Origin of the sequence: Rhizobium sp. BK591 (genome assembly GCF_014195045.1) — a bacterium.
GTDB classification, from domain to species: Bacteria; Pseudomonadota; Alphaproteobacteria; order Rhizobiales; family Rhizobiaceae; genus Rhizobium; species Rhizobium anhuiense.
Genome location: NZ_JACIAZ010000002.1, coordinates 602027 through 625480, shown reverse-complemented (window position 1 = coordinate 625480; position 23454 = coordinate 602027). Strand labels below are relative to the sequence as shown.

23 protein-coding genes and 2 pseudogenes are annotated in these 23454 nt (G+C 61.0%); 17 read left to right on the top strand and 8 right to left on the bottom strand.

The window, feature by feature from the left end; genetic code table 11:
* Nucleotides 1-60 precede the first annotated feature (60 nt).
* Nucleotides 61-141 (bottom strand): annotated as a pseudogene (locus FHX10_RS10045) (EamA-like transporter family protein); the annotation flags it as partial.
* Between the two features lie 109 nt (nucleotides 142-250).
* On the opposite strand from FHX10_RS10045, the gene FHX10_RS10040 reads away from it, so the two are divergent.
* Together FHX10_RS10040 and FHX10_RS10035 are read left to right on the top strand one after the other, a co-directional pair.
* Nucleotides 251-817, top strand: coding sequence for a sugar transferase (locus FHX10_RS10040; RefSeq protein ID WP_028756496.1), 567 nt, complete (start codon nucleotides 251-253; stop codon nucleotides 815-817).
* 123 nt (nucleotides 818-940) lie between these two features.
* Nucleotides 941-2935 carry a polysaccharide biosynthesis protein gene (locus FHX10_RS10035; RefSeq protein WP_028756497.1) on the top strand — a complete coding sequence of 665 codons (1995 nt, stop codon included), beginning with the start codon at nucleotides 941-943 and terminating at the stop codon, nucleotides 2933-2935.
* 138 nt (nucleotides 2936-3073) lie between these two features.
* On the opposite strand, the gene FHX10_RS10030 is transcribed toward FHX10_RS10035, so the two are convergent.
* Both FHX10_RS10030 and FHX10_RS10025 read right to left on the bottom strand, forming a co-directional pair.
* On the bottom strand, nucleotides 3074-3325 hold the full coding sequence (locus FHX10_RS10030; protein ID WP_047613262.1) for a hypothetical protein: 252 nt from the start codon (nucleotides 3323-3325) through the stop codon (nucleotides 3074-3076).
* A gap of 39 nt (nucleotides 3326-3364) precedes the next feature.
* On the bottom strand, nucleotides 3365-3769 hold the full coding sequence (locus FHX10_RS10025) for a DUF2934 domain-containing protein (RefSeq protein WP_028756499.1): 405 nt from the start codon (nucleotides 3767-3769) through the stop codon (nucleotides 3365-3367).
* A gap of 166 nt (nucleotides 3770-3935) precedes the next feature.
* Here FHX10_RS10025 and FHX10_RS10020 point away from each other — a divergent pair, with 166 nt between their 5' ends.
* Together FHX10_RS10020 and uxuA are read left to right on the top strand one after the other, a co-directional pair.
* Nucleotides 3936-4658 carry a GntR family transcriptional regulator gene (locus FHX10_RS10020; protein ID WP_028756500.1) on the top strand — a complete coding sequence of 241 codons (723 nt, stop codon included), beginning with the start codon at nucleotides 3936-3938 and terminating at the stop codon, nucleotides 4656-4658.
* Nucleotides 4659-4701: 43 nt separating this feature from the next.
* Nucleotides 4702-5889: a mannonate dehydratase gene (uxuA, locus tag FHX10_RS10015; RefSeq protein ID WP_063476192.1), complete on the top strand. Its 1188-nt coding sequence runs from the start codon at nucleotides 4702-4704 to the stop codon at nucleotides 5887-5889.
* A gap of 66 nt (nucleotides 5890-5955) precedes the next feature.
* Here uxuA and FHX10_RS10010 read toward each other — a convergent pair whose 3' ends face one another.
* Nucleotides 5956-6603, bottom strand: a complete 648-nt coding sequence (locus FHX10_RS10010; protein ID WP_047613259.1) for a TetR/AcrR family transcriptional regulator — start codon at nucleotides 6601-6603, stop codon at nucleotides 5956-5958.
* A gap of 135 nt (nucleotides 6604-6738) precedes the next feature.
* Here FHX10_RS10010 and FHX10_RS10005 point away from each other — a divergent pair, with 135 nt between their 5' ends.
* Together FHX10_RS10005 and FHX10_RS10000 are read left to right on the top strand one after the other, a co-directional pair.
* Nucleotides 6739-7923 carry an HlyD family secretion protein gene (locus tag FHX10_RS10005; RefSeq protein ID WP_097622819.1) on the top strand — a complete coding sequence of 395 codons (1185 nt, stop codon included), beginning with the start codon at nucleotides 6739-6741 and terminating at the stop codon, nucleotides 7921-7923.
* Between the two features lie 23 nt (nucleotides 7924-7946).
* Nucleotides 7947-9536 carry a DHA2 family efflux MFS transporter permease subunit gene (locus tag FHX10_RS10000; RefSeq protein WP_097622818.1) on the top strand — a complete coding sequence of 530 codons (1590 nt, stop codon included), beginning with the start codon at nucleotides 7947-7949 and terminating at the stop codon, nucleotides 9534-9536.
* A gap of 39 nt (nucleotides 9537-9575) precedes the next feature.
* Here FHX10_RS10000 and FHX10_RS09995 read toward each other — a convergent pair whose 3' ends face one another.
* Both FHX10_RS09995 and FHX10_RS09990 read right to left on the bottom strand, forming a co-directional pair.
* Nucleotides 9576-10445, bottom strand: a complete 870-nt coding sequence (locus tag FHX10_RS09995; RefSeq protein ID WP_097622846.1) for an aldose 1-epimerase family protein — start codon at nucleotides 10443-10445, stop codon at nucleotides 9576-9578.
* Between the two features lie 119 nt (nucleotides 10446-10564).
* The gene (locus tag FHX10_RS09990; protein WP_047613256.1) at nucleotides 10565-10894 is read right to left on the bottom strand and encodes a DUF6665 family protein; all 330 of its coding nucleotides are present in this window, start codon (nucleotides 10892-10894) and stop codon (nucleotides 10565-10567) included.
* A gap of 204 nt (nucleotides 10895-11098) precedes the next feature.
* Between FHX10_RS09990 and FHX10_RS09985 the strand changes: the two genes are divergently transcribed.
* The 4 genes from FHX10_RS09985 (at nucleotide 11099) to FHX10_RS09970 (ending at nucleotide 14171) form a co-directional block, all read left to right on the top strand.
* On the top strand, nucleotides 11099-12721 hold the full coding sequence (locus FHX10_RS09985) for an ABC-F family ATP-binding cassette domain-containing protein (RefSeq protein ID WP_097622817.1): 1623 nt from the start codon (nucleotides 11099-11101) through the stop codon (nucleotides 12719-12721).
* A gap of 99 nt (nucleotides 12722-12820) precedes the next feature.
* Nucleotides 12821-13213: a VOC family protein gene (locus tag FHX10_RS09980; protein ID WP_097622816.1), complete on the top strand. Its 393-nt coding sequence runs from the start codon at nucleotides 12821-12823 to the stop codon at nucleotides 13211-13213.
* Between the two features lie 103 nt (nucleotides 13214-13316).
* Nucleotides 13317-13907: a hypothetical protein gene (locus FHX10_RS09975; protein ID WP_097622815.1), complete on the top strand. Its 591-nt coding sequence runs from the start codon at nucleotides 13317-13319 to the stop codon at nucleotides 13905-13907.
* A 99-nt stretch (nucleotides 13908-14006) separates the two neighbouring features.
* Nucleotides 14007-14171: a DUF1328 domain-containing protein gene (locus FHX10_RS09970; RefSeq protein WP_028756510.1), complete on the top strand. Its 165-nt coding sequence runs from the start codon at nucleotides 14007-14009 to the stop codon at nucleotides 14169-14171.
* Nucleotides 14172-14298: 127 nt separating this feature from the next.
* Here FHX10_RS09970 and FHX10_RS09965 read toward each other — a convergent pair whose 3' ends face one another.
* Nucleotides 14299-14928, bottom strand: a complete 630-nt coding sequence (locus FHX10_RS09965) for a GNAT family N-acetyltransferase (RefSeq protein ID WP_097544705.1) — start codon at nucleotides 14926-14928, stop codon at nucleotides 14299-14301.
* A gap of 197 nt (nucleotides 14929-15125) precedes the next feature.
* On the opposite strand from FHX10_RS09965, the gene FHX10_RS09960 reads away from it, so the two are divergent.
* From FHX10_RS09960 to FHX10_RS09950, 3 genes are all read left to right on the top strand, one after another.
* A complete protein-coding gene (locus FHX10_RS09960; protein WP_097622814.1) occupies nucleotides 15126-16340 on the top strand; it encodes an MFS transporter in 1215 nt (404 codons plus the stop codon).
* A 330-nt stretch (nucleotides 16341-16670) separates the two neighbouring features.
* Entirely contained in the window at nucleotides 16671-17192 is a 522-nt protein-coding gene (locus FHX10_RS09955) for a DUF992 domain-containing protein (protein ID WP_047613250.1), read from the top strand.
* A 100-nt stretch (nucleotides 17193-17292) separates the two neighbouring features.
* Nucleotides 17293-17760 (top strand): GNAT family N-acetyltransferase, encoded by a 468-nt coding sequence (locus tag FHX10_RS09950; RefSeq protein WP_245434846.1) that lies wholly within the window; start codon nucleotides 17293-17295, stop codon nucleotides 17758-17760.
* A gap of 33 nt (nucleotides 17761-17793) precedes the next feature.
* Here FHX10_RS09950 and FHX10_RS09945 read toward each other — a convergent pair whose 3' ends face one another.
* On the bottom strand, nucleotides 17794-18723 hold the full coding sequence (locus FHX10_RS09945; RefSeq protein ID WP_047613248.1) for a LysR family transcriptional regulator: 930 nt from the start codon (nucleotides 18721-18723) through the stop codon (nucleotides 17794-17796).
* Between the two features lie 73 nt (nucleotides 18724-18796).
* Here FHX10_RS09945 and FHX10_RS09940 point away from each other — a divergent pair.
* From FHX10_RS09940 to FHX10_RS09925, 4 genes and pseudogenes are all read left to right on the top strand, one after another.
* Nucleotides 18797-19715 (top strand): annotated as a pseudogene (locus tag FHX10_RS09940) (DMT family transporter).
* A 98-nt stretch (nucleotides 19716-19813) separates the two neighbouring features.
* Nucleotides 19814-20587 carry a DeoR/GlpR family DNA-binding transcription regulator gene (locus FHX10_RS09935; protein ID WP_063476188.1) on the top strand — a complete coding sequence of 258 codons (774 nt, stop codon included), beginning with the start codon at nucleotides 19814-19816 and terminating at the stop codon, nucleotides 20585-20587.
* A gap of 234 nt (nucleotides 20588-20821) precedes the next feature.
* Nucleotides 20822-22333 carry a glycerol-3-phosphate dehydrogenase gene (gene glpD / locus FHX10_RS09930; RefSeq protein WP_047613502.1) on the top strand — a complete coding sequence of 504 codons (1512 nt, stop codon included), beginning with the start codon at nucleotides 20822-20824 and terminating at the stop codon, nucleotides 22331-22333.
* 41 nt (nucleotides 22334-22374) lie between these two features.
* A complete protein-coding gene (locus FHX10_RS09925; RefSeq protein ID WP_047613245.1) occupies nucleotides 22375-23454 on the top strand; it encodes an ABC transporter ATP-binding protein in 1080 nt (359 codons plus the stop codon).

The window sequence follows — 23454 nt, the reverse complement described above, 5'->3', positions numbered from 1 at the left end:
ATGGCACCGGAATCGCGGCATGGCGCTTGGCTATTGCGTGCCGCCGCCTTCGCGCCGCCTGACCATCTGGCCACCGATGATTAGCAGAGCCGAATTGACCGCACCTATGCGGGCAATCGCCCAACTGCCCGCCGCCACAAACTGCGGAAACACTGCGTCCCGCAGTTGACGCGAAACGCTTTTTGACGATACGGCAGGGCGAAATCGCAAATGGCGGATGGTCGTCGGTGGGGCGGAAGAGCTGCGGAGCATGGGTTTGAAACGGGCGGTGGATTTTTTCCTGGCTTTGCTTGCATCGGTGGTCCTGCTCGTTCCGATCCTGATCGTCGCTCTTTGTGTTCGCTTAACCTCGCCAGGACCGGTTCTCTACTGGTCAAAACGGATCGGTCGTTTCAACCAGATCTTCCTGATGCCGAAATTCCGGAGCATGCGTGTCGACACGCCGACGGTTGCCACGCATCTGCTCGACAATCCGGATCGGTTTCTGACACCCATCGGCTCGTTTCTGCGCAAATCCAGCCTCGACGAACTGCCGCAGCTTTGGTGCATTCTCGAGGGGAAGATGAGCTTCGTCGGTCCGCGGCCGGCGCTCTACAACCAATATGATCTGATGGAGTTGCGCACGGCGCACGGTGTCGACAAGCTCCTGCCTGGATTGACGGGTTGGGCGCAGATCAACGGGCGCGACGAATTGCCGATCCCGGAGAAGGTGAAATTCGATGTCGAATATCTCGAGCGGCGCTCATTCGGCTTCGATATGCGCATCCTGTTCTTGACCGCCGAGAAGGTCATTCGCCGCAAGGGTATCAGGCATTAAGTTACCTACTTCTGATAGACTAGCGGTGCAGAAGGCCTTGATTTCCGATTATTTCAGTTGCGCTCGTTGGAGAAAGTGACAAGAAGGTGGTTGTCTGATTGATCTGCGAGACGCTGGTAAGCAATGCCTGAAAATACCCCCGCTGGGACGCCGCGCTCAGGATGGTTGTTACTGCCGATGCAAGCGCTCGTCGCTCCTCTCCTGGCGATGCCGCGTGTTGCCAAACGCGCACTGGCTTTGCTGGTGGATTCCTGCTTTTGCATTCTGACGATCTGGCTCGCCTATTGCTTCCGCCTGAACGAATGGACGGTGCTGACCGGCGTGCAGTGGTTGCCGGTCTTTGTTTCGTTGTGCATGGCACTTCCGATCTTCATCGTCATGGGCATGTATCGGGCGATCTTCCGTTATGCCGGCCTGGCGGCTTTCATCGCGGTTCTGAAGGCCATTGCCATCTACGGCGTCGCCTTCATGACGATATTTACGGCGCTCAGCGTCCCGGGCGTTCCGAGAACCGTCGGCATTCTCCAGCCCTTCCTGCTGCTGATCGGGATCGGCCTGTCGAGGTTGGGTATCCGTTACTGGCTCGGGGATGCCTACCAGCGCATCCTTAACAAGAATACGGTCGCCAAGGTGCTGATCTACGGGGCAGGGAGTGCCGGGCGGCAGCTGGCGGGTGCCCTGACGAACAGTGCCGAACTCAATGTTGTCGGCTATCTCGACGATGATCCGCGCCTCAAGGGCGGTATCATGGGCGGCCTGCCGATCTACGATCCCTCGGATCTTCCGGTGATCGCCGAAACGCTTGGCGTGCACAATGTGCTTCTTGCTCTTCCATCGGCATCGCGGCAGCGCCGCAACGAAATCCTGGAGCATATTCGCACAGCCAGGGTGAACGTTCGCACATTGCCGGATCTTACGGCCCTGGCTCAGGGGCGTATCGCCGTCTCCGACATCCGTGAACTGGAGATCGAAGATCTGCTCGGAAGAGAAGCGGTTGCGCCGCGGCAGGCCTTGCTCGACAAGGCGATGCGCAACAAGGTTGTGATGGTCACGGGTGCTGGCGGCTCGATCGGCGGCGAATTATGCCGTCAGATTTTGCGTAATAGCCCTTCCAGCCTGATCCTCGTCGATCAGAATGAGTTTGCGCTTTATAATATCCATGCCGAGCTGCAGAAGCTGGCCGAACTGTACAAGCATGAAAATCTGCAGATTGTCCCGATTCTCTGTTCCGTCCGTGATCAGGATCGCATCGAGCATATCATGCAGAGCTGGCGACCTCAGACGCTTTATCATGCCGCCGCCTACAAGCATGTGCCTCTTGTCGAACATAATGCCGTGGAAGGCATCAAGAACAACGTCATGGGGACGCTGGTCACGGCACGCGCGGCGAACAAGAACGGCGTCTCGAATTTCGTGCTGATCAGCACGGACAAGGCCGTGCGTCCGACAAATGTGATGGGCGCCAGCAAGCGGCTGGCGGAGATGGTTCTGCAGGCGCTCGCAGCAGAGTCGACGACTGACAGACTGCAAACGAATTTCTCCATGGTGCGTTTCGGAAACGTCCTTGGCTCCTCCGGTTCGGTCGTGCCGCTTTTCCGGCAGCAGATCAAGGAAGGTGGTCCCGTGACGCTGACACACCCTGATATAACCCGCTATTTCATGACCATTTCGGAAGCCTCGCAACTCGTTATCCAGGCTGGCGCGATGGCCGAGGGCGGAGATGTTTTCCTGCTCGACATGGGTGAGCCCGTTCGCATCGCAGATCTCGCCCGCAAGATGGTGGAGCTTTCCGGGCTGACGGTTCGCGACGAGGACAATGCCGAAGGGGACATCGAGCTTTCCGTCACCGGCCTCAGGCCCGGCGAGAAACTCTATGAAGAACTGTTGATCGGGGATAATCCAGAAACGACCGAACATCCCCGGATCATGAAGGCGCGCGAGGATTTCCTCTTCTGGCCGGAGCTTTCGAAAAAGCTCACCTCACTCAATGTCGTCTTGGATCGGAACGATATGACCGCAGCGCGGTCGATGTTGGCGGAGCTCGTCTCTGGCTATTCATCAACGGGCGAGGTCTCGGATCTCGCGTTCACCGGTGCCGAAACCACTACCGCCGCCTGAGACATCCGGCAGCTGGTTCCGGCTGACAGACGCTCAGCCGCGAACGCCGGTGTTGTTCCCACGGTCGGAAAGCCGTTGTGGGCAGCCGAGTGGGCTAGCTGAAGAGCCAATTCATGTGCTTCATCGACCTGTCCGTTATTATCGCCAGTATGCGCGAGTCGAACTTTCCGCCGATGATCGACCGAGGAAGTAGCCGAGGCCGAATGCCAGCATGCCGGTGGCGAGCAACAATGCGCTTGCTGCTTGCGGGTGATCCCTCGCGCCGGAGGCGACGGCATAGACCTCGCGCTTCACCTCGTTGGCGGCCGACTTCGCGACCTTGGTCAATCCCTCCGGCTGCTCGGTGGGCGTGCCGGTGAATCCGGCGTTCAAGTTCTGTTTGTCGGCCATGTCGAGGACCTTTCCTGAGAGTGGCGCGAAGCAGAAAGTTCAATCCTGCTCGCGTGTGCCGGGGGAGGCTTCGCGTTGATCCGCGTCTTCGAGATCCGTCTTGACGAGGAATGCATCCGTATGTTCGCGTGAGGCCTCTCGCAATGCTGCAAGGCTTGGAGGATTGTCAGCCTCGCCCTGCTGTGCATCGAGTTCATGTTCAGCCAGGCTCCAGTGATGCTGATGCTTGCCGTCCGGCCTTCCTTCCTTCTCCCACAGAGAATGGGCCCTTTTTCGGATCTCCTCCTCGCGGGTGGCTGCCGGCGACGCGACGCTCTGCTTGTTGATATCGGTTGCGGCTCGCCGAGCCATCTTCCGTCCGCTTGTTTTCGTGGCGGACGGAACTTCCGGCCGGTCACCGTCGGTCGCGCTTTCGCGTATCTTGCGTCGTGCTGGGTTTTTCATGAGCGCCTCCTTGGAGTTCTCAACCAACTCGACCGACCTAAGTTCCAAACAAAGTTTGCTTCTGATTTCGTCAGGTTCATGCCGTCACTCGACCGTAGTGCGTCTTGGCATGGGGACAAAACTAATATACTAGTATGCCAGATAGGTTCAGCGTCCCGGTATCGTTATGCGGCAGGCATCAGAAACCGAAGTTTTGGTCGTCCCGGCCCCGCAAGAGGTTGCCGGCAGGTTGCGCCGTATCACCGCGGCCGGCGCAATCTACGAGCGCCTGCATGCCGACATCGTGTCATTGCGAATGCCGCCCGGCATGCTGCTGCAGGAAAAGCGGATCGCCGATGATTTCGGCGTCAGCCGCACGCCGGTACGTGAGGCGCTGCTCCGGCTTTCCGAAGGCGGACTGGTCGATATCTATCCGCAGTCGAGCACCGTCGTGTCGCGGGTGCCGGTTTCGGCGATCCCCGAGGCGGTCGTCGTGCGCAAGGCGCTCGAAGGCGCGACTGTCGAGACCGCGGCCCTGACCGCCACCGCCGCAGACATTGCCCGTCTCGACGCCATCATCGCGCGGCAGCAGACCCATGCTGCGGCCGGCAATGCCTCGAATTTCCATGAGGACGATGAGGCCTTTCACGAGGCAATCGCACAGATCTCCGGTTATCCCGGTATCTGGGCGACCCTGAAAACGGTCAAGGTGCAGCTCGATCGAGCACGACGGCTGACGCTGCCGGTTCTCGGGCGCATGGACAATGTGGTGCACGAACATATGATCATCCGCGATGCGCTCGCCGCCCATGATGCGGTGGCGGCACGCAGCGCGATGACCCATCACCTGAGCGCGGTCATTCCCGATGTCGACGAACTGCGCGCACGTTACCCCGATTATTTCTGCTGACGGCAGGCGAACATGAAACGAAAAGGCGAGGGAAGGAAGAAGGATGCGACAGGGTTGGAGATGGTTCGGACCGGAAGCGCCGGTGACGCTGGATGACGTCCGCCAGACGGGTGCGACGAATATTGTCTCTTCGCTGCATCAGGTGCCGATCGGCAGGGCCTGGACGGAAACGGAAGTGCGCGAGCGCCAGTCTCTGATCGAGACGACGCCTGGCGACCGTTCGCCGCTCGTCTGGTCTGTCGTCGAAAGCATCCCGATCCCCGACGCCGTCAAACGCAAGGGTGGGGAGGCCAAGGCCGAAATCGAGGCGTGGATCGCCAGCCTCGAAGCGGTTGCCGCCTGCGGCATTCCGATCGTCTGCTATAATTTCATGCCGGTGGTGGACTGGACCCGCACCGAACTCGATTTCGTGACGCCGACGGGCGCCACCGCCATGCGCTTCGACCACGAGCGCTTCGCGGCCTTCGATCTCTTCATTCTGGAACGGCCGGATGCGGCGCAGCACTATTCCGCGGAGGACCGCGAACGGGCGCGTATCGTCTTCGAGGCGATGACGGACGACGAGATCGCCGACATCACCCGTATCATCACCTCGGCTCTGCCTGGCTCGACCACCGAACCTCTGACCATTCCGGCCTTCCGCGAAAAGCTGGTCGCCTATAGCGGTATCGATGCCGCCAGGCTGCGCCGGCACCTGATCGAATTCCTGGAGGCGGTGACGCCGGCTGCCGAAGCGCGCGGTGTCAAGCTGACGCTGCATCCCGATGATCCGCCGCGTTCGCTGTTCGGCCTGCCGCGCATCGCCTCGACGGCCGATGATTATGCCGCTCTTTTCGATGCGGTGCCATCGGCGGCGAACGGCATGTGTTATTGCACCGGCAGTCTCGGCGTGCGCGCCGAAAACGATCTGCCGGCGATCGCCCGGCGTTTTGCTTCGCGCATTCATTTTGCCCATCTGCGCGCCACGACGCGCGAAGGCGACGGCCGGACGTTCCATGAAAGCGCGCATTTGGAAGGCGACGTCGATATGGTCGCGGTCCTCCGGGAACTGGTGGCGGAAGACCGCCGCCGCAGCGCGCAGGACACCATTGTCTTCCGCTCGGACCATGGCCACCGCATGCTCGACGATCTCGACAAGGTCGTCACACCAGGCTACCCCGCCATCGGCCGCATGCGCGGCCTTGCCGAGCTGCGCGGCATCCTGCATGCGCTGGGCGCCCCGCCGAACTGAGGGCGTCCCCTGTTCGCGCAGCGCCCTTCGGCGGAAATTATCGCGCTTTGAATCCTGAAGGACGCTTCAGAGCGCGCAACCCTTCAAGAAAAGATCGGCGCACATCTTTGCCCGCGCCTGGATCGCCTCGATCTTGGGCGGCGGTTCCTGGCGCAGGATCGCCGCACGCTGCGGCTCCATGGCCATCATGCCGCGCAGCATGCCGCAGGCCAAATGCGGATCGTCAAGCGCAATGAGGCCGCGCTCGACCTGGCGGCGCAGCCAGTCCTCCATCAGCTCATTGGTGCGCAGGATCGCCTGTTCGTAGAAGGACGTGGCGATCTCCGGAAAGCGGTCCGATTCGCCGATCACGAGGCGCATGATGGTGACCGTCTCGTCCGAGAGCGACAGCATGCCATAGGCCATCAGCATGCGCTCCAGCCCGTCCCTCAGGTCTGCAGTGGCGAGCGTTGCGGGATCGAGCGCAAGCAGGAAACCGACGATACGCTCGGAGATCATGCTGGCGAAGAGATCGGCCTTGGTCGGAAACAATCGGTAGAGGGTCTTTGTGGAAACACCAGCCTCCTGGGCGATCGTGGCGATGCTTGCCGCCGCGTAGCCATTCTCGTGAAACTGGGTGTTTGCTGCCTTGATGATCAGACCCTTGGTGTCGTCGTCACAGCGTATCTGCGGCCTTCCGCGCGGCCTCTTCTCGATTTGTTGATTTTGGACCATCGCAATTTTCCAAATTCTTGTTGACATCGATTTTATAGAGCATATTTTGGAAAACGTCAAGTTTCCTAAATAGGATTCCACCTGACTTCAGAGGCCGCAGCCCAAGAGACGGCGACCGTCAACCGGAGAAAGACAATGACCATCAAGACGCTGCATGCCCTCAACAACAACGCTGTTCCCGAAACCGTCGCCGAAGCCGCCCCGGCCAGCCTGGACGCGGGCCAGCCGCCGCGCATCGCCGAAGCTGCGGCTCCGATTGCCGAGGAAAAGCCTGCCCGCAAGCGCGGCGGCCGCTCGCTGCTGCTTGGCGCCACCGCGCTCGTGCTGATCGCCGCCGGCGCCTATTACGGCCATGATTACTGGACGGTCGGCCGCTTCCATATCTCGACCGACGATGCCTATGTGAAGGCCGACAACAGCACGATTGCCCCGAAGGTTTCCGGCTATCTCGCCGAGGTCCTCGTCATGGACAACGAGACCGTCAAGGCCGGCCAGCCGCTTGCCCGCATCGACGATCGCGACTTCAAGGCGGCCCTCGATCAGGCCAAGGCCGATGTCGCTGCCGCGGAAGCCACCGTCAGCGCCAAGCAGGCTTCGCTCGAGATTCAGCAGTCGACGATCGCTGCGGCCCGCGCGACCGTTGACGTCGACCGCGCCAACGAGACCTTCGCCGAGCAGAACAACAAGCGTTATTCGAACCTTGCCACCAGCGGTTATGCCCCGGTCCAGACAGCCCAGCAAGCCGCCTCGCAGATCGCCGCCGCTCAGGCCACCATCGTGCGCGACAGCGCCTCGCTCGATGCCGCCGTCAAGCAGGTCGATCTTCTCAATGCCGAGCTTGCCCAGGCGAGGGCCTCTCTTGCGCGCAGCCAGGCCGTCCAGCGCCAGGCCGAGCTCAACCTTTCCTATGCGACGATAACAGCCCCGGTCGACGGAACCGTCGGCAACCGGACGCTGCGCGTCGGACAATATGTCCAGGCCGGCACTCAGCTGATGTCGGTCGTGCCGACGACGGCTGCCTATGTCATCGCCAACTACAAGGAAACGCAGTTGACCGACGTCCGGGCCGGCCAGCCGGTTGAGATCGAGGTCGATATGTTCCCCGGCCGCACCTATCACGGCCATGTCGACAGCCTCGCTCCGGCAAGCGGCCAGGAATTCGCGCTGCTGCCGCCCGATAACGCCACCGGCAACTTCACCAAGGTCGTTCAGCGCATTCCGGTGAAGATCCTGCTCGACGGCGATGCCGCCGCAAACGGCGATCTGCGCCCCGGCATGTCCGTTCAGCCTGATATCGATACCAAGAACGATCGCAGCTAGGCCAGCGGCGAGGAGTTTGTGTCATGTCCACCATCACAGCAACAGCTATCGCTGTTCCGCAACAAAGGACCGGGGCTAGCACCCGGGACTGGATCGCCGTTCTCGCCGGCATGATCGGCGCCTTCATGGCGATCCTCAACATCCAGATCACCAATGCCTCGCTTCTCGACATCGAGGGCGGCATCGGAACAGGCGTCGACAATGGCGCCTGGATTTCCACCTCCTATCTGATCGGCGAGATCGTCGTCATTCCGCTGACGGCCTATTTCAGCAACGTCTTCTCGTTCCGCCGCTATATCCTGGTGAATTCGATCCTCTTCCCGCTGTTCTCGATCGCCTGCGCCTTCGCCCATGATCTCGGCACGATGATCCTGCTGCGCGGTCTGCAGGGTTTTGCCGGCGGCGTGCTGATCCCGATGGCCTTCACCATGGTGCTGACCAAGCTGCCGAAGAACCAGCAGCCGCTCGGCCTGGCGATCTTCGCGCTTTCGGTCACTTTCGCGCCGGCAATCGGCCCGACCATCGGCGGTTATCTCACCGAAAATTACGGCTGGCAGACGATCTTCTTTATCAACGCCATCCCGAGCGCCATCATGGCAGTCGCCCTTGCCCTGACGCTCGACAAGCAGCCGATGCAGCTCGGCCTGCTGAGGGAAGGCGATTGGGCGGGCATCGTCACGATGGCGATCGGTTTGTCGGCATTGCAGACGGTGCTTGAAGAAGGCAACAAGGAGGACTGGTTCTCCTCGCCCTTCATCGTCAAGCTCAGCATCCTCGCTTTCGTCTTTCTCGTCGCCTTCATCTGGATCGAGCTCACCGTGAAGAAGCCGCTGGTCAAGCTCAGCCTGCTGAAGCAGCGCAATTTCGGCATCGGCGTTGCGGTCAACGTGCTGGTCGGCGTCGCCCTTTTCGGCACCGTCTATATCCTGCCGCAATATCTCGGCCAGGTGCAGCGCTACAATGCCGAGCAGATCGGCAACGTGCTGGCCTGGACCGGTCTGCCGCAGCTGCTGTTGATCCCGCTCGTGCCGATGATGATGAAGCGCTTCGATGCCCGTTACATCGGCTTCCTCGGCATTTCGATCTTTGCGATCAGCTGCTTCATGAACATCATGCTTTCGGCCGATACCGCGGGCGATCAGTTCTGGATCCCCAACATTGTCCGCGCCATTGGCCAGGCTCTGGTGCTGACCCCGATCACCGCCATCACCACTGCCGGCATTGCACCTTCAGATGCCGCCGCCGCTTCCGGCCTGACCAACATGCTGCGCAATCTCGGCGGCGCTGTCGGCACGGCGACACTCGGCACGGTGCTGACCAAACGCGAGCAGTTCCATTCCAACATCATCGGCCAGTCGGTGACGCTCGGCCGCGACGAAGTCCGCAATCGCCTCGACCAGATGACCGGCTACTTCCTGTCGCACGGCGTCTCCGACCATGCCGTTGCAGCCCAGAAGGCCGTCGTGGCGCTGGGTCAGGTCGTCAAACGCCAGGCTCTGATCATGGGTTTCAGCGATACCTTCGCCGTTATCGGCGTGGTTCTTGCCATTGCAGCCGTCGCGCTGCTGCTCACCCAAAAACCGCGTGCCGGCGGTGGCGCCGGCGCTCACTGAAACGACAGCGCTCGCCCGACTTCCCGGCGAGCGCTCTTACTATTGCGGAATTTCGACCGTAAAGGCGAAGCGGGCCACAGCGCCCGGCGCCAGTATCGTGGTGGACAACCTCGCCGAAAGCTCGTTCGATGCTCCAGCTTCCGCGGCCGTTCCATGCCAGGGCTCGATGCAGAGGAAAGGCGCACCCGGCTTGGTCCAGAGCGCGAGATTGGGCAGGTTTTCGAAATGGAACTGCATGGCCGGCCCGCCTTCGGCGCCATAACTCAAGCTGTCGCCCGCCCCACTCGGAAAGATCATCGCATCCTGTTCGAACATCGCGTGATCCAGCACCAGCCGGCCGGCATCAAACGGCGAGGGCAGAGGCGCAGGGTTGATCAGGCCACCCGCCAGCCGCACAAGCGCCGGCTCGCCTTCATTGGCGAGCGTCACGATATGGTTGCGCCCGGCAGCACCGGGCAGCGGCCAGGCGAAAGCCGAATGGAACCCGAGGCCGAACGGCATTGGCTTCTGATCGCGATTGGTGACCTCCGCCGTCACCGTCAGCGCACGGCCCTCCACCGCATGCACCACAGCCAGCTGAAAATCGAACGGATAAACCGCCCGCGTCGCCTCCGAGGCGATGAGTTCGTAGCGGCACATCGTTGCGGTGGATGCCGCAAGCGCAAATTCGCTGCGGCGGGCAAAGCCATGCTGGGCCATCGGATAGACCGTGCCGTCGATCGCTATCTTGTCGTCCGGCGCCTTGCCGACGATGGGAAACAGGATCGGCGACCGCCCGGTCCAGAAGGCCGCATCGCCGGTCCATAACCACGAGCGTCCGTCGCTTGTCGTCAGCGCCTGCATCTCGGCGCCGAGCGAGGAGACTTCGACGGCGAGATCCTGATTCCCGATCCGGATTGAGCTTGGCATCGCGGCTCCCTTTCGCATTGGTGCGGCACCAAGCCATACCTTTCCGCACCGGGTATTTCCACCCCATAGAGAGAGGCGGGACGGCAGCCACGATGACAATAGCAGTGCCGTCGCGGTGCTTATTTCCGCACCGCGCCTAATCTCGCGATCACTTCATTCGGAATGCCGTAGCGCTGAATAGCGTCACGGTTGTTCCGCAACCCGCATATCTCACGCTGGATGAAGAATGCCCAGACGGCGTCGGATGCTTCATTGAGAAGCCTCTCGCGTTCCTCAGCGGTCTGGTGATCGGGAGCCCAGGCCTTCAGGGCGGCAAGTGCCGCCTCCACCTTCAGCCCGTGACGTCCGAGCGAATCCGCGCGTTCCGACATCAGCTCGTATTCGAGGACGTTGAAGCCGCTTTTATCCTGCTGGGATTGTCGGAAGGACTGCGGCGGACGAACGCTCATTGGCACAGGTCTCCGTTGGCGTGAGTTCCGATGATATCCAATCCTGTTCCAAATTAAAGAAGGTGAGCAAGATGCCGTCCGAAATCCGCTCTCGCTTTTCGGCGTCGTACTCTTGATCGAGAGGACAGGAAACAGGGCTATCCTGCGGTTTCCTTGCATGGCATAAGCGCGCCAAAATCTCCTTCTCCAGGCGCCGCGCAAATCATGATCCGTATCGAAAATATCAGCAAGCAGCTCAGCCACCGTATCCTCTTCATCGAGGCGTCCGCGGCCCTCAATCGAGGCGAGAAGATCGGCCTGGTTGGTCCGAACGGCGCCGGCAAGACGACCGTCTTCCGGATGATCAACGGCGAGGAGCAGCCCGATGAGGGGCAGGTCTCCGTCGAGAGGGGCGTCACCATCGGCTACTTTAACCAGGATGTCGGCGAGATGGCCGGGCACAGCGCCGTTGCCGAGGTGATGAATGGCGCAGGTCCCGTCAGCATCGTTGCCGGCGAATTGCGCGAGCTCGAAGCGGCCATGGCCGATCCCGAGCAGGCCGACAATATGGAGGAGATCATCGAGCGCTACGGCGAGGTGCAGGCGCGCTATGAGGAATTGGACGGTTATGCGCTGGAGGGACGGGCGCGCGAAGTGCTTGCGGGCCTGAGCTTCAGCCAGGAGATGATGGACGGTGATGTCGGCGCGCTGTCGGGTGGCTGGAAGATGCGCGTGGCGCTCGCCCGCATCCTGCTCATGCGCCCTGACGTCATGCTGCTCGACGAGCCGAGCAACCATCTGGATCTGGAAAGCCTGATCTGGCTGGAGGAGTTCCTGAAAGGTTACGAGGGCGCGCTGCTGATGACCTCGCATGACCGCGAATTCATGAACCGCATCGTCACCAAGATCATCGAGATCGACGGCGGCACGTTGACGGCCTATTCCGGCGACTACGAATTCTATGAGCAGCAGCGGGCGCAGAACGAGAAGCAGCAACAGGCCCAGTTCGAGCGCCAGCAGGCAATGCTCGCCAAGGAAATCAAGTTCATCGAGCGCTTCAAGGCCCGCGCCTCGCATGCCTCGCAGGTGCAGAGCCGCGTCAAGAAGCTGGAGAAGATCGACCGGGTGGAGCCGCCCAAGCGCCGCCAGGCCGTCTCCTTCGAGTTCCAGCCGGCGCCGCGATCCGGCGAGGACGTGGTCAGCCTGAAGAACGTGCATAAGAAATACGGCAGTCGAAGCATCTATGAGGGGCTGGATTTCATGGTGCGGCGGCGGGAACGTTGGTGCATCATGGGCATCAACGGCGCCGGCAAATCGACGCTGCTGAAGCTGGTGACGGGCACCGCCGAGCCTGACCAAGGCAGTGTGGCTCTCGGCGCCAGCGTCAAGATGGGCTATTTCGCCCAGCACGCCATGGATATTCTCGACGGCGAGCATACCGTCTTCCAATCGCTGGAAGACCGCTTTCCCCAGGCAGGGCAGGGGCCTCTGCGGGCGCTGGCCGGATGTTTCGGCTTCTCCGGCGACGATGTCGAGAAGCGGTGCCGCGTACTGTCGGGTGGTGAGAAGGCGCGCCTCGTCATGGCGATGATGCTGTTCGACCCGCCGAACCTGCTCGTGCTCGACGAACCGACGAACCATCTCGACCTCGACACCAAGGAAATGCTGATCAAGGCGCTGTCGCAATATGAAGGCACGATGCTGTTCGTCTCGCACGACCGGCATTTCCTGGCCGCGCTCTCCAACCGGGTGCTGGAGCTGACGCCCGACGGCGTCCACCAATATGGCGGCGGCTATACCGAATATGTGGCGCGCACCGGCCAGGAGGCGCCCGGCCTGCGAAGCTGACGGCATTTTTGCCCCGGCATGTCGAAACCGTCGGCGTCGAAACGACCAGTGAAGAGCCGGCCAGCGATATCGTTGGCCGCTCGGAGCAACGGAGGAGAAATGCCCATGCAGTTGGATCGGATCGAAGTCGTCACGCTGTTCGTCGATGATATCGGCGAGGCCAAAGCATTCTACCAAAAGGTCTTCGCACCTGACGTCGTCTATCAGGACGACGTATCCTCTGTCCTGAAATTCTCGGGAACGATGATCAACCTGCTCGATGCGGCACAGGCGCCTCAGCTGGTCGAGCCATCCGCCGTGTCATCCCCCGGTTCGGGCGCACGCGTCCTGCTGACGATCAAGGTCGACGACGTCGATGCGGTTTGCGCAGAACTGCGCAAACTCGAAGTAGCGTTGCTCAATGGTCCGATCGATCGTCCATGGGGCCGCCGGACGGCAGCCTTTGCGGATCCGTCGGGCCATGTCTGGGAGGTCGCGCAGGAATTGCGCTAAGCTGGTGTCGCCGCGTTCCGAAGTCGCCTTCAGATTTTGCGACTGTGATGCGTCTCTGCAAGTTTCGTTCACGCGAAGAACAGATTCGGCGGCTATCGCCACGATGATGACCAAATTCCGTGGTGTTCGGAGCCCTCTTCATGCAATCGGGGACGGGCGCATCGGCATGGACTGGATCAATCGCTATATCGATCAGCCGCTACTGCACGGCGCGGCGGGCTTGCTGCGGAGTTGGCATCTGCGCACGCGGCAACCGCCGGAGCTGCTGGAACCGACATGGAATCTCGTTGTGCTCTCCTTTCTGCTGATCGCGAGCGGGCAGGTCGTGTCCGGCAAGCCTTTCGCGCTCAGCATTGCCGCGCTGGTCATGCTGGCGCTGCCCTCCGTGCGAAAGCTGCTTTCGGCGGCAAAGGCAGGGGGAGGCGGTTACGGCGCACGGGAATACAAGTCGCTGAGAGCGCGCGCCATCGCCAAACGCGAGGCGGAGTGGTCGGTGCGCATCATCGTGTTGTTCGCATCCGCCTGCCTTCCGTTCATCGCCCGCATCGACGATCCTGTGGGAGCCTATTTCATGCTCGGAGCAAGCATCTGGTTCGTATTGACCGGCCCGCTCAAGGCCTATCTCGATGCGGCCGAACCTCCCGAACCGAATGAAGGCGATCGGACATATAACGGCGTCTTTCATCTCGGCTGAATGGGGTCGGCGCGACGGTGCATCTACCCGCGGCAAGGCCGACGGGAACCAAATGGGGCGGCCTCCGTTATCTCCGCAGCAACGTAAAAGGAGATTGCGATGCTTTATTACGCTCTGGTGTTTCTCGTTGTGGCTTTGATTGCCGGCGTCCTCGGATTTGGCGGCATCGCAGGGGCCTCAGCTTCCATTGCCCAGGTTCTGTTCTTCATTTTCCTGGTGCTGTTCGTCGTATCGATCGTCATGCGCCTGATGCGAAAAGTATAGTGCGGACAGATAAAGTATAAGAACCCGGCGAGACATATCGCCGGGTTTTTATTTTACTGGGCCAGGGCAGTTAAAAATTCTGCGCCTAAGGCAGAATGAAAGATGGCCGTTTTGCGATAAATGGCACCTAATCGAGGATTGGGATATGAGGCGCTGCCGTCCTTGGCAACACACCGGTTAGTCTGGGATCATCTGCCACTTCGACCATGAAAGCATATGGCTTGAAACCGGACCGCTGATAGAACGGCAATGCATTCGGATGATCGAAGTGGCAGGTGTGGACCCAAAGCCGTTCGATGGGATGCGCCCAGGCAATCGATAACGCCTTGTCCATGAGATAGCGCCCCGCACCGGTTCCGATCGAACTTTTGGCAACTCCAAAGAAAACCAGTTCACACCGGCCATGTTGCCGGAAATCAAGCTCAAGCATGCCGGACGGTCGTCCGTCCGCCAGGAGGACGTATATTTCCACCAGCGGGTCGTTGATAATGGCCGTCAGCCTGTCATCGGGCATGACCAAGCGCGAAACCCACATCCAATCCTCTCCGACCAGCCGGAAAAGCTGGCGATATGCCATCAGATCGGGAGCTGTCATCCGCTCCAAAGAGATCCCAGGGATAAGCTTGGCTTCCCTGGAGGCCGGCTTCTCCGTCATCTCCAGACAGGTGACGGCATTTGCCAGTTTACCCTTGGGGACCAGAGAATATCCCTCTGGCAAATGTGGATTGGAATTATTCGATTTTTCAACAGTTTCCATAGCCATCACACCGTTGCGATCCGCTGCCTCTCCCGTCGATTTCTTGCATCGCATGAACCGCTGACTTGCGCGAGGAATTTATCGTTAGGGATGGTGTGACAACTCGCGCGTGAGAAAATCATGCAGGCATTGCGTTGCGACTTGCGTCGGTGCGGGACTGCGCAATACTCCGAGCGATAAGTATTTTGAAAGGCCGATTGATTTTGCCATCCATATTTTCACCTGTTTCACTGTCCGAAGACGCGGACTCACCAAGCGGATGGTGGGTCGTCGGTGGAGCGCATGCGCTGACAGCTGTAACCTTCGGATCAGCCTACGCCTTCTCCGCTGTGTTTCCCGGTCTTTCCGAGGAATTCGCGGCATCGCGTGGCGAGATCGCGCTTGTCTTCTCCATCTCGGCTTTGGTGTTCTATTCGCTGGGCGCAATCGCCGGCCCGCTTGCCGATCGCTGGTCGTCCCGCGCCGTCATAGCGACCGGTTTGGTGGCAATGATCATCGGTTACGTCGGAGCCAGCCAGGCACAGTCGCTGGCCTCGCTCTACATTTGGTACGGTGCCGGGGTGGGGGTTGGGATCGGCCTCTCTTATGTTCCGGCGGTTGGAGTTGTGCAGTCTTGGTTTATCCTCAAGCGGAGCCGCGCGTCAGGCATTGCTACGGCCGGCATCGGCCTCGGCACACTCTTGCTGCCGTTTACGACCGGCCGGCTTGTCTCCGGGCTTGGTTGGCGTGGATGTTTCATCGCTTTGGCGGTTGTCATAGCCGCAATCGGTCTGCCGGCGGCAATGCTCGTGCGTAGACGCCAAGACAACAGCATTCCTTCAGAACTGCGATCCAGCGACCGGCCCAGCCCTTTCACCGTATGGCGCGATGGCCGTTTCAGCCTGTTCTACATCATGCTGCTCTTGGTGTCGTTCTGCACATTCATTCCCTATGTGCATATCGTCCCGGCAGCGCATGACATGGGTCTGTCGCTTGAAAGCGGTACAATCCTTATAGCGCTCATCGGCGTCGGAAACATCTTTGGGCGTTTCGTGCTGGCCGGTTTGGGCGACCGCATCGGTTCCTTGCGCCTTTTGACAATTCTTACCTTTGCTGTTGCCGGCTCATTCGTCCTGTGGTCCGCTGCCAACGGCATGGCCATGATGGTGCTTTTCGCCCTGTTGTTCGGGGCGAGTTATGGTGGCTGTGTCGGCCTTTATCCGGCCGTCGCCGCCAATCTCTTCGGCACCCGTCATATCGGAACGATACTGGGCTATCTCTATACGGCCGTGGGTGTGGCTGCTTTGCTGGGGCCAACAATGGCGGGGCTCGTATTCGATAAAACCGGTAGCTATCTGGGCCCCATACTGTTCAGCGCGGCTGCCGCTGTCGTTGCCGGTTTCCTGACACTCTGGCTTCGGCAGAAATGGTAGCGCCGCAAATGAACAGAGGCGGCCAGACCGAGCCTTGTGGTCACCGGCCGCTCAGCCGGATGTCACCGGTCGAGATCGATGTGCCTTTCTGGCAACCATTCCGGATAAGATCATGAAATAATCGAATGCCGCGAAAAGGTGCCTTCGAAATGTCCCAATGGGGCTGAACCGTAGGCTTGTTTGTCGCTTGCGCCTTCCCATGCGCTTTGACATGCGATGCGTAAATGATGCCGGTTCGGGATCGTTTTGCGGTTCCGTCCGTTATCTGTTGCCGAATCTGGTGGCGAGTAGCCGGGTATGCTCCCGTCACGATTTGAGAAGGAGAGACTTATGAACAAAATTCTTGCGACGGCCTTTGCCGCGGTATCGTTGACCTTTGTCGGAGCGGGGGTGGCCAATGCAGCCGACCTCGTCACAAGGACATATGAAGAGCCGGACCTGCGCAATGGCGTGAAGATCGGTTATCTTACCTGCGATATCGGCGGCGGCACGGGTTATGTGCTCGGTTCATCCAAGGAAGCCGATTGCATTTTCCAGTCGACCGTCGGCAACGAGCTTTCGGATCGTTATACCGGCGAAGTGAGAAAACTTGGCATCGACCTTGGTTTCACCACGCGCAGCCGCCTGATCTGGGCCGTGTTTGCGCCGACCGCCGGCTATCACCGCGGCTCGCTCGCCGGCCTCTATGTCGGCGCTAGCGCCGAAGCCACGCTCGGCGCCGGTGTGGGCGCCAATCTCCTGGTCGGCGGTACCTCCGGCTCGATCCATCTGCAGACGGTCAGCCTGACCGGCCAGCTCGGCCTCAACGTTGCGGCAGGCAGCGCCTCGATGACGCTGACGGCAGCGAATTGATGTTCTCTTTTGGCGCCTCCTGCCCATGGCGGTGGGGAGGCGCCAACTCTTCTGAGGAGCGATTTCGCGCCCTCGCATGCCCAAGCCGGATCACGACATGATGGATATTCGAATGGCAACGCCCGACGAGGACGAGGTCCTGGTGGGGCACTATCTGAAGATCTGGGACAGCTACGGCACACCACCGGAACACTACAGCTCCGATGCGGCGGCGCGGATCTTGTCTTTCATCAGAAGCGGTCGCGAAGAGCGCCGCCTGACCTCGTTCCTTGCGATCGTCGACGGTGAAATCGCCGGTTCTGCATCCTGCCAGCTGCACCAATCGCCGTTTCCGGAGGTCATCCGTCCGGAACAGCGGCTGTTCGGTTATATCTGGTCCGTCTATGTCGCCGACGCCTTCCGTCGGCGCGGCATCGCATTGGCGCTGACCAACAAGGCCGTCGATTATCTGAAATCGATCGGCTGCACGACGGTCGTCATCCATGCCTCGGATGCCGGCGAACCCGTTTATAGGGCTGCCGGTTTCGAACTGGCGAAGGAAATGCGCCTGAAGTTCCCGGAGGAATAACGACCCGGATGCGGCCGGTGCCGCATCTTCCGCTTACGTCTTCGGCCGGCCGGGTGCGATAAAGGCGGCGATCGTCGCCGCGTCATGGCCGGCCTCACGCAGGAAGCGGCTGGCAAATTCGATGGCGGGGCTTCGAAGCGCATCGTCCGGGCGGATCAGGTGAAAGGCCACGTGATAATCGAGCGTCCGTTCCGAGACAGTGACGACGCGCCCGGCCGCCAGCGCCGCATCCGACAGCGGCGGTCGCGCCAGCGCGATGCCGAGCCCCTGCGCACAGGCGTCGATCACCAGATTATAGTCTTCGAAGCGCCGGTCATGGCCGCGCGGCGTATAGTCGACACCCTCGCGGGCGAGCCAGCGGCGCCAGCCTTCGATGTTCGAATCGTGCAGGATCGGCAGTTCGAGCAGCGACAAGGCATCGGAGCGCTGTCCGAGCTGCTCCGCCAGCGCCGGGGCAGCGATCGGACACGATTTCTCCTTCCAGAGCGGCAGGGCGCGCACGCCGGCCCACGGCCCCTTGCCGCAGCGGATGGCAAGATCCGTGCCTTCGCCGAAATCCGCCAGCCGGTGTTCGAGCGTCAACTCGACATGCAACTCGTTTCCCTCAAGCTTCGGCAGGCGCTGAAACAGCCATAGCGAGGCGACGGAGGGCGTTACCGAAAGGCGCACTACCGCCTTGTTGCGGCGGGGCAGCCAGCGCTCGCCACTATTGCCGAGTAGCGCCAGCGCTTCCTCCGCCCGCGCGAAAAACCGCATACCTTCCGGCGTCAGGCGCACACCTCGGGCTTCGCGGGCAAACAGCCGCACGCCCATCCAGCGCTCCAGGCGCGAGACCTGCCGCGACACCGCCCCATGCGTGATGCCGCTTTCCTCGGCCGCGGCCGAAAACGATCCGAGCCGGGCGGCGCGGGCAAAGGTCTCGAGCGTGTCGAGGGGCGGAAGCACGGGCGAGCTGTGAACCATACGCACATTTGATCATCGATTGCGATGCTTTTCAAGCACGGATCGAAGGCCTAATCCATTCTCACGGAAACAGATGGAGGCGAAAATGAGCATGGCGGCAAGCGCACCGGTTACGGCGAAACAGCAAGGCGGGTTCGATTTGGTGGCCTTTGCCGCGATCCTCGTTACCATCCTCTTCTGGGCGTCCTCCTTCGTGGTGATCCGCATCTGTCTCGGACCGCTGACGCCGATCGAACTGGCGACGGCGCGTTATGTGGCAGCCGGCGCCATCGCCCTCGTCTACCTCGCCATCTACCGGCCGATGCCGGAAAGGCGCGATTTCCTCCGCCTCTCCATTGCCGCCGTGCTCTTCATCGCCGCCTATGCGGTTTTGTTGAACACCGGCGAGCAGACGGTTGCGGCAGGGCCGGCGAGCTTCATCATCAACACCATGCCCGTCTTCACTGCCCTGATTGCCACATTCGCGCTCGGCGAGCGCTTTGGCCGCTGGGGCTGGGGGGGGTACCGCGGTTTCCTTCGGCGGCGTAGCGCTGATTGCAGTCGCCTCCGACGACGGTTTCAATCTCGATCCAAATGCGGTCATGATCCTTGGTGCAGCGCTCTGCTCGGCGATCGCCAGCGTGCTGCAGAAGCCGCTGCTTGGACGGCTGCCGGCGCTTGCCGTCACCGCCTGGATCCTGCTCATCGGTTCCGTGCCGCTGTTTCCGGCCGTCCCGGCGACAATCCAGGCGCTCGCGGCCGCACCGGCCGAAGTGAACTGGGGCGTTGCCTATCTCGTCATCTTCCCCACTGTGATCGGCTATCTCACCTGGGCGATCGCGTTGAAGCGGCTGACGGCCGCCCGCGCTTCGAATTTCCTCTACGGCGTTCCGCCGGTCGCCACGCTAATCGGTTTTGTCTGGCTGGGCGAAACGCCAACGGTGCTCGGTGCGGTCGGTGGCGTCATGGCAATCCTCGGTGTGCTCATCGTCAACGTGATGCGGAAGCGATAGCGTGAGATTCGAGCCGCGAGGGCGAACTGGTAACAGATAGGCATTGCGCTGCCCTTCGCTTTCTTTAAAACGAAAGCAGATACGAAAGGTATGCGCCCATGTTCTTGACCGACCGGCAAACCGAAATCGTGGCGATTGCGAAATCGAGCGGCAGGGTTCTGGTCGAGGAGCTTGCCTCTCGCTTTTCCGTGACGCGGCAGACGATCCGCAAGGATCTGAACGATCTCTGCGACGCACAGGTGCTGACACGTATTCATGGCGGTGCCACATTCCCGAGCGGCACCGAGAACGTCAAATACGAGGCGCGCCGACAGATCGCCGCTTCCGAGAAGCAGGCGATCGGCATTGCCGCGGTCGAGCTGATCCCGAGCGGCGCCTCGCTCTTCATCAATATCGGAACGACGACCGAGGCGGTGGGCGAGGCGCTCGCCAATCACCACGAGTTGATGGTGATCACCAATAATATCAACGTTGCCAATAGGTTGCGTTCCTTTCCGGCGATCGAGGTGGTGATCGCCGGCGGGGTCGTGCGTGGTTCGGACGGCGGGATCGTCGGTGAAGCGGCCGTCGATTTCATCCGTCAGTTCAAGGTCGATTACGCCGTGATCGGCGCGTCGGCGATCGACGTGGACGGCGCGCTTCTCGACTACGATTTTCGCGAGGTGAAGGTGGCTCAAGCGATCATCGCCAATGCCAGGCATGTCATCCTGGTTGCCGATTCGACGAAGTTCGAACGCACTGCACCGGTCAGGATCGGCCAGCTTTCGCAGGTCCATACCTTCATCACCGACCACTGTCCGGTAGCGTCGATCCGCAATCTCTGCCTCGAAAACAATGTGAAGCTGATCGAAACGAACGGCAGATCGCGCTAGCGGATAGGGCTGAAAAGCGTCAGCGCCTTTCGAAAGCGCACGATGCTCTATGCCTTTGATTCAGATGACAATTCTCATTTTATCCTGATCCGGCCTAAAAATCGTCCAGATCAAGGTGGTGATCTGCGAAACATTCGTTTGACATTCGTATTTCTTTCGTTTTAACTGATGTCACTTTCGCAATTGCGCAAGTTTTGTGCGATGCGAAATCTGCAGCGGGGCTCGGAGGGGATATTGGGCCGGGAGATTCACGACATATTCGTCATCGGTGGCGGCATCAACGGCTGCGGCATTGCGCGCGATGCTGTTGGGCGCGGCTATTCGGTGGCGCTGGCGGAGATGAACGATTTCGCCTCGGGCACCTCGTCGGGCGCCACCAAGCTGATCCATGGCGGCCTGCGTTATCTCGAGCATTACGAATTCCGCCTGGTGCGCGAATCGCTGATGGAGCGCGAAATCCTCTGGGCGATGGCGCCGCACATCATCTGGCCGCTGCGCTTCGTGCTGCCCTATCACAAGGGCGGCATCCGTCCGGCCTGGCTGATCCGGCTCGGCCTCTTCCTCTACGACCACCTTGGCGGCCGCAAGCTGCTGCCGCCGACCTCGGTGCTCGACATGCGCCGCGATCCGGCCGGCAAGCCGCTGAAGGCGCTGTTTGCCAAGGCCTTCGAATATTCCGACGGCTGGGTCGACGATGCCCGGATGGTGGTGCTGAACGCCCGCGACGCCGCCGACAAGGGGGCGACCATCATGCCGCGCACCAAAGTCGTGTCGGCAAGGCGCGAGAAGGGCCTGTGGCATATCGAGACCACCGATACGGTCACCGGCCGCAATGACAGCCATCAGGCCCGCATGCTGGTCAATGCCGCCGGTCCCTGGGTCGACCATGTCATTCGTTCCGCCTTCGGCCAGAACGAAGCCCATCATGTCCGCCTCGTCCAGGGCAGCCATATCGTCGTGAAAAAGAAGTTCGACGATGTGAGAGCCTATTTCTTTCAGAACCCCGACAACCGCATCATCTTCGCCATCCCCTACGAGTGCGACTTCACACTGATCGGCACCACCGACCGCGACTATACCGCCGATCCCAAGGATGTCAGGATCTCCGAAGAGGAGACCGTCTATCTCTGCAATGCGGCGTCGGAATATTTCAAAGAGCCGGTCAAGCCGGAAGATATCGTCTGGACCTATTCGGCGGTCAGGCCGCTTTATGACGACGGTGCCTCGAAGGCACAGGAGGCGACGCGCGACTATGTGCTGAAGCTGGAAGGCGAAGGTGCCGCACCGTTGCTCAACGTCTTCGGCGGCAAGCTCACCACCTATCGCCGGCTTTCCGAACATGCGCTGGAGAAGATCGGTGCTGCCATCGGCGTCAAGGGCGCCCCGTGGACGGCCAAAAGCCATCTGCCGGGCGGCGACTTCCCGGTCCGCGGCTATGAGGCACAAGTTGACAAGCTGAAGCGGCGTTATCAGTTCCTCGCCGATCAGCATGCCCGCCGCCTGGTGCGCCGCTATGGCACCAGGGCCGAGGCGCTGCTCGGCGATGCCCGCGGCATCGACGATCTCGGACGGCTGTTCGGCGGCGATCTCTACGAGGCCGAGGTCACCTATCTCGTTAAACAGGAATGGGCCCGGCACGCCGAAGACGTGCTGTGGAGGAGAACAAAAGATGGCCTGCGCCTTTCGAAGGAGCAGGCTCAGTCACTGGAGGAGTACATGGCTGCCATGCCGGCGATGGCCGGATAGGAGCCCTGTGGTCCCCGCTGCGTGGAGGCACGGGAATCGGAATGCTGGAACTGCGGAACGCCGCCAAGATGGTGGGCGCGGACTATCACATTTATCCGACCGATCTGGTCCTCGAGCGAGGCACGCTGAACGTCCTGCTCGGGCCGACGCTGTCGGGCAAGACGTCGCTGATGCGGCTGATGGCCGGCCTCGACCGGCCGACGGGCGGCTCCGTCCATTTCGACGGCGTCGATGTCACCGGCATGCCGGTGCAGAAACGCAACGTTGCCATGGTCTACCAGCAATTCATCAACTATCCGGCGCTGACCGTCTACGAGAACATCGCCTCGCCGATGCGCATATCGGGCAAGGATGCCGCCACGATCGACCGCGACGTGCGCAAGGCGGCCGAGCTTCTGAAGCTCACGCCCTATCTCGACCGCACGCCGCTCAATCTGTCCGGCGGCCAGCAGCAGCGCACGGCACTGGCCCGCGCCCTGGTCAAGAATGCCAGCCTGGTGCTGATGGACGAGCCGCTCGCCAATCTCGATTACAAGCTGCGTGAAGAGTTGAGGCAGGAATTGCCGCGCATCTTCGCCCAGTCCGGCGCGATCTTCGTTTATGCCACGACGGAACCCTCCGAAGCCTTGTTGCTGGGTGGCAATACGGCAGCGCTCAACGAGGGCCGGATCACGCAGTTCGGCCCGACGATCGAGGTCTATCGCAATCCGCTCGATCTGACGACGGCGAAAACCTTTGCCGACCCGCCGCTGAATTTTATTGATCTGGTCAAATCGGAAGGCAATTTCCTGCGCGATGGCGCCGTGATTTTTGCCGTGCCGCCGCATCTTCAGAACGTGCCGGACGGGCCGGCAACGATCGCGTTTCACCCGCATCATCTTGCACCAACCGCCCAGACGGCTGATTCGGCGCAGCTGATAGCACGGACACAGATTTCGGAGATCACGGGATCGGAAAGTTTCGTGCATCTACAATTTGCCGGCACCCGCTGGGTGATGCTTGCGCACGGCATCCACAATATCGATCCGGACACGGACCTTTCCGTTTTCATCGATACGCGCCACCTGATGGCGTTCGGCGCGGACGGCCGGGCGATCACCATCGCCGGGCAGAGGGGCTAG

Excerpts from the sequence above, each read along its gene's own strand:
- FHX10_RS10040 (WP_028756496.1), top strand. The coding sequence starts at position 251 with ATGGGTTTGAAACGGGCGGTGGATTTTTTCCTGGCTTTGCTTGCATCG.
- FHX10_RS09975 (WP_097622815.1), top strand. The coding sequence starts at position 13,317 with ATGATGACCAAATTCCGTGGTGTTCGGAGCCCTCTTCATGCAATCGGG.
- FHX10_RS09990 (WP_047613256.1), bottom strand. The coding sequence starts at position 10,894 with ATGAGCGTTCGTCCGCCGCAGTCCTTCCGACAATCCCAGCAGGATAAA.
- FHX10_RS09985 (WP_097622817.1), top strand. The coding sequence starts at position 11,099 with ATGATCCGTATCGAAAATATCAGCAAGCAGCTCAGCCACCGTATCCTC.
- FHX10_RS10030 (WP_047613262.1), bottom strand. The coding sequence starts at position 3,325 with ATGGCCGACAAACAGAACTTGAACGCCGGATTCACCGGCACGCCCACC.
- FHX10_RS10035 (WP_028756497.1), top strand. The coding sequence starts at position 941 with ATGCCTGAAAATACCCCCGCTGGGACGCCGCGCTCAGGATGGTTGTTA.
- FHX10_RS10000 (WP_097622818.1), top strand. The coding sequence starts at position 7,947 with ATGTCCACCATCACAGCAACAGCTATCGCTGTTCCGCAACAAAGGACC.
- FHX10_RS09935 (WP_063476188.1), top strand. The coding sequence starts at position 19,814 with ATGTTCTTGACCGACCGGCAAACCGAAATCGTGGCGATTGCGAAATCG.
- FHX10_RS09925 (WP_047613245.1), top strand. The coding sequence starts at position 22,375 with ATGCTGGAACTGCGGAACGCCGCCAAGATGGTGGGCGCGGACTATCAC.
- FHX10_RS09950 (WP_245434846.1), top strand. The coding sequence starts at position 17,293 with ATGGATATTCGAATGGCAACGCCCGACGAGGACGAGGTCCTGGTGGGG.
- FHX10_RS09995 (WP_097622846.1), bottom strand. The coding sequence starts at position 10,445 with ATGCCAAGCTCAATCCGGATCGGGAATCAGGATCTCGCCGTCGAAGTC.
- FHX10_RS09955 (WP_047613250.1), top strand. The coding sequence starts at position 16,671 with ATGAACAAAATTCTTGCGACGGCCTTTGCCGCGGTATCGTTGACCTTT.
- uxuA (WP_063476192.1), top strand. The coding sequence starts at position 4,702 with ATGCGACAGGGTTGGAGATGGTTCGGACCGGAAGCGCCGGTGACGCTG.
- FHX10_RS10010 (WP_047613259.1), bottom strand. The coding sequence starts at position 6,603 with ATGGTCCAAAATCAACAAATCGAGAAGAGGCCGCGCGGAAGGCCGCAG.
- FHX10_RS10020 (WP_028756500.1), top strand. The coding sequence starts at position 3,936 with ATGCGGCAGGCATCAGAAACCGAAGTTTTGGTCGTCCCGGCCCCGCAA.
- FHX10_RS09965 (WP_097544705.1), bottom strand. The coding sequence starts at position 14,928 with ATGGAAACTGTTGAAAAATCGAATAATTCCAATCCACATTTGCCAGAG.
- FHX10_RS10005 (WP_097622819.1), top strand. The coding sequence starts at position 6,739 with ATGACCATCAAGACGCTGCATGCCCTCAACAACAACGCTGTTCCCGAA.
- FHX10_RS09980 (WP_097622816.1), top strand. The coding sequence starts at position 12,821 with ATGCCCATGCAGTTGGATCGGATCGAAGTCGTCACGCTGTTCGTCGAT.
- FHX10_RS10025 (WP_028756499.1), bottom strand. The coding sequence starts at position 3,769 with ATGAAAAACCCAGCACGACGCAAGATACGCGAAAGCGCGACCGACGGT.
- FHX10_RS09970 (WP_028756510.1), top strand. The coding sequence starts at position 14,007 with ATGCTTTATTACGCTCTGGTGTTTCTCGTTGTGGCTTTGATTGCCGGC.
- FHX10_RS09945 (WP_047613248.1), bottom strand. The coding sequence starts at position 18,723 with ATGGTTCACAGCTCGCCCGTGCTTCCGCCCCTCGACACGCTCGAGACC.